This window comes from Streptomyces sp. NPDC005774 (assembly GCF_042871645.1).
Classification (GTDB): domain Bacteria; phylum Actinomycetota; class Actinomycetes; order Streptomycetales; family Streptomycetaceae; genus Streptomyces; species Streptomyces pratens.
In genome coordinates this window covers 1-2,693 of the sequence record NZ_JBIAIV010000125.1, presented here as the reverse complement: position 1 = coordinate 2,693, position 2,693 = coordinate 1, and the positions used below count along the sequence as shown (strand labels likewise).

Sequence of the window (2,693 nt, the reverse complement as noted above, 5' to 3'; positions counted from 1 at the left end):
TGCTTGAGCCGGATGCGGGGACAACTCGCCAGTCCGGTTCTGAGGGGGGCCTCCCGCAGCAATGCGGGGGGCCTACCCGACGGGGCGCCCAGCACCGGCAGAAACCCCTGACCAGCACCACCCGCAGGACCACCCTCCCCCAAGCTCTCGACTGCGCTCAAGCAGGGGGCACCCCCATCGATGCCGCCGGCATCGCGATCGGGCGACGCGCCCAGGGCTATCCGCTCCGGCGTCGGACGACACCGCCCCGTGCACACCGGAGTGATGTGCACGGGCATCGGACCGTCCAGGCCGGCCCGGATGCCCCCGGGCGTGAGGGAGCCCGCCGCCGCCTTCCCGGACCACGGACACGATCCGTGCCACCGGAGGCGGAGCGAACGCGGGCGACCAGGACATCCAACACCGTTGGGGATGTCCACAGAGAGCGGGAATGGGCCCAGGACCCACTCCTGCTCACTGAATAGGAACGGTTGTAGTCGGAGACGTTCTGCCCGGCGACGTAGTACAGGTACCAGCGGCCGTTGAGGAAGTGCAGTTCGGGCGCCCAGATGTTGCAGCACCGGGAGGCCGCGTCGCCCTACCACACCTGCGCGCTGGGCACGGTGTTCAGCCCGGCGAGGGTGGCCGACCTGCGGATGGTGATGACGTCGGTCCAGGACGTTCTGATCAGGTGGTAGTTGCCGTCGTGACGGACGATCCAGGGGTCGGCGCTCTTCTGGGTCTTGACGGGGTTGCTGAACGAGGCCGCCTGTGCGGAGGACTGCCCGAGCGAGAGGGCGAGCAGCAGCGCGGCCAGCAGGGTCAGTAGGCGATGGGCCATCCGCTGCTCCAGTTCAGGAGGTTGATGCCGAGCTTGGGGGTGCCGTTGTCGCCTGCGTCGTAGTAGTGGTAGACGATCAGGTCGCCGTCGACGTCGTTCATGATCGACTGCCCGCCGGGCCCGACGATGCTGCCGTGCGACTCCAGTACGGGCGTCCCGCCGTTGCTCATCATCGCGACACCGTTCTTGTCCCGGTACGGCCCGGTGATGCCGGTGGCCCGCCCGACCTTCACCTTGTAGGTGGAGCCGGTCCCGGCGCAGCAGGTGTCGTAGGAAGCGAACAGGTAGTAGTAGCCGCTGCGTTTGACGATGAAGGGCGCCTCGACGGCCTTGGTCCCGGTGGGCCGGGAGGCGAGGGAGTAGCGGGTGGTGTTGCTGGAGAGCTGCTTCCCGCTGGACGGGTTGATCTGGATCATCTTGATCCCGGTCCACCAACTGCCGAAGGACAGCCACCACTTGCCGTCGTCGTCGACGAAGAGGTTGGGGTCGATGGCGTTGTAGTCGCTGGAGGAGCTGGACGTGTAGACGGTGCCCTGGTCGCTCCAACTGCCCGGCTGCCCGGTGCTGGAGGTGGCGAGCCCGATGGCGGAGGTGTTGGAGCCGAACTTCGAGACGGAGTAGTACATCAGGTACTTGCCTCCGTGGTACGAGATGTCGGGCGCCCACGCCTCCGGCACGGAGGAGTAGGTCCGCCACCAGCTCGGCCGGGAGTTGAAGGCGTCCGCCCCGGCGCTGAAGGCGGTGCGGTCGTTCGACGTCTTGTTGCTGATGCCGCCGCCGGTCGCGTACAGCAGGTACTGCCCCGACGACGTCCGCATCATCGACGGATCGTGGGTGACGACGGAGCCGGTGACCCGGCCGGGGTTGGGGTACGCCGACGCGGTGGTCGGCATGAGCGCGAGCAGGGCGGCGGCGGGGAGAGCGAGGAGGACGGTGCGTTTACGGAGAGAGCTGCGGCGCATGAGGGTCTCCTTGCGGTGGGGGTCAGAGCATGTCCGTGATGTCGAACAACGATCGCAATTTCGAACGGGACCGTAGAATCGAACCACTTGCGCGTCAATGACCCGCGCAGTCCCGATCGACGCCCACCTCCGCGCGGACGGTCTTCGCCGGCGGCTCCCGGTCCACCACCTCCCACCGCTCGGCGAGCGCTTCGGCCGGCAGGAGTCCGCGACCGCGCTCGCCGAGAGGGCGCGAAGCGCCCACCCCGCCGGGATCAGGCGGATACGGCGGCCCGGTGCGCGCATCGGTCACCTCGGTACGGGCCCTGTCGGCAAGACGAGTGAGCGTCAGCTCGAAGTCCCGCCCTGGTACGCGGCCGTGCGTCACGGCGTTGGCGGCGAGCTCGCCGACGATCAGCCCGACGGCGTCGGAGACGTCCGTGCCGTACGGGACACCCCAGGCGTGCAGTTGGTGCACGGCGAGGTGCCGTGCGAGCCGGGCGCCACGCGGGGTGGAGCTGAACCGCTGAGTGAACACACGTACGATAACCGGCTCTTGCTGTGCGGGGTGTGCGGTCGTGCGCCCGATCCGGCGCACCCCGTGGACACTTCTCCAGGTGAGAGCCACGTACGCTGCACCGGCGTACACGGTGACGAAATGGACAGTACCGGTGACCACCCGTGGTCGATGAGGGTGCGGCGGGAACGGGCGGGGCGGCGGTGGTCGCGGTCGTCGTGGCGGAGTTCGGCGGCGATGTTCTTCGTCCCGGCTGCTCGTAGGGCTCCGATGGCGAGGTTGCGCCAGGTGGTCATGGCTCGGGTTGCGTTGCCGGTAGTGATCGCCGGCTCGGAGTGGTGCGTGTCACGCACTCCCCCTTCCTCCGGTCGGGCGACCGCCCGCCGTCGCACCCGGGAGCGGTATCAGGACTCCG

The 2,693-nt window shown here is 68.8% G+C and carries 3 protein-coding genes and 1 pseudogene; 1 reads left to right on the top strand and 3 read right to left on the bottom strand.

Features of this window, described 5'->3' with window-relative positions; all coding sequences use genetic code 11:
- Positions 1–83: 83 nt before the first annotated feature.
- Positions 84–464: pseudogene (locus ACFYQA_RS39360) on the top strand (hypothetical protein); the annotation flags it as partial.
- A gap of 113 nt (positions 465–577) precedes the next feature.
- On the opposite strand, the gene ACFYQA_RS39355 reads toward ACFYQA_RS39360, so the two are convergent.
- The 3 genes from ACFYQA_RS39355 to ACFYQA_RS39345 form a co-directional block, all read right to left on the bottom strand.
- Entirely contained in the window at positions 578–820 is a 243-nt protein-coding gene (locus ACFYQA_RS39355) for a hypothetical protein (protein WP_388928636.1), read from the bottom strand.
- Entirely contained in the window at positions 802–1,782 is a 981-nt protein-coding gene (locus ACFYQA_RS39350; RefSeq protein ID WP_388928634.1) for an arabinan endo-1,5-alpha-L-arabinosidase, read from the bottom strand. The genes ACFYQA_RS39355 and ACFYQA_RS39350 overlap by 19 nt, the downstream gene beginning before the upstream one ends.
- A 94-nt stretch (positions 1,783–1,876) precedes the next feature.
- Positions 1,877–2,299 carry an ATP-binding protein gene (locus ACFYQA_RS39345; protein WP_388928632.1) on the bottom strand — a complete coding sequence of 141 codons (423 nt, stop codon included), beginning with the start codon at positions 2,297–2,299 and terminating at the stop codon, positions 1,877–1,879.
- Positions 2,300–2,693: the final 394 nt, after the last annotated feature.

Excerpts from the sequence above, each read along its gene's own strand:
- ACFYQA_RS39355 (WP_388928636.1), bottom strand. The coding sequence starts at position 820 with ATGGCCCATCGCCTACTGACCCTGCTGGCCGCGCTGCTGCTCGCCCTC.
- ACFYQA_RS39350 (WP_388928634.1), bottom strand. The coding sequence starts at position 1,782 with ATGCGCCGCAGCTCTCTCCGTAAACGCACCGTCCTCCTCGCTCTCCCC.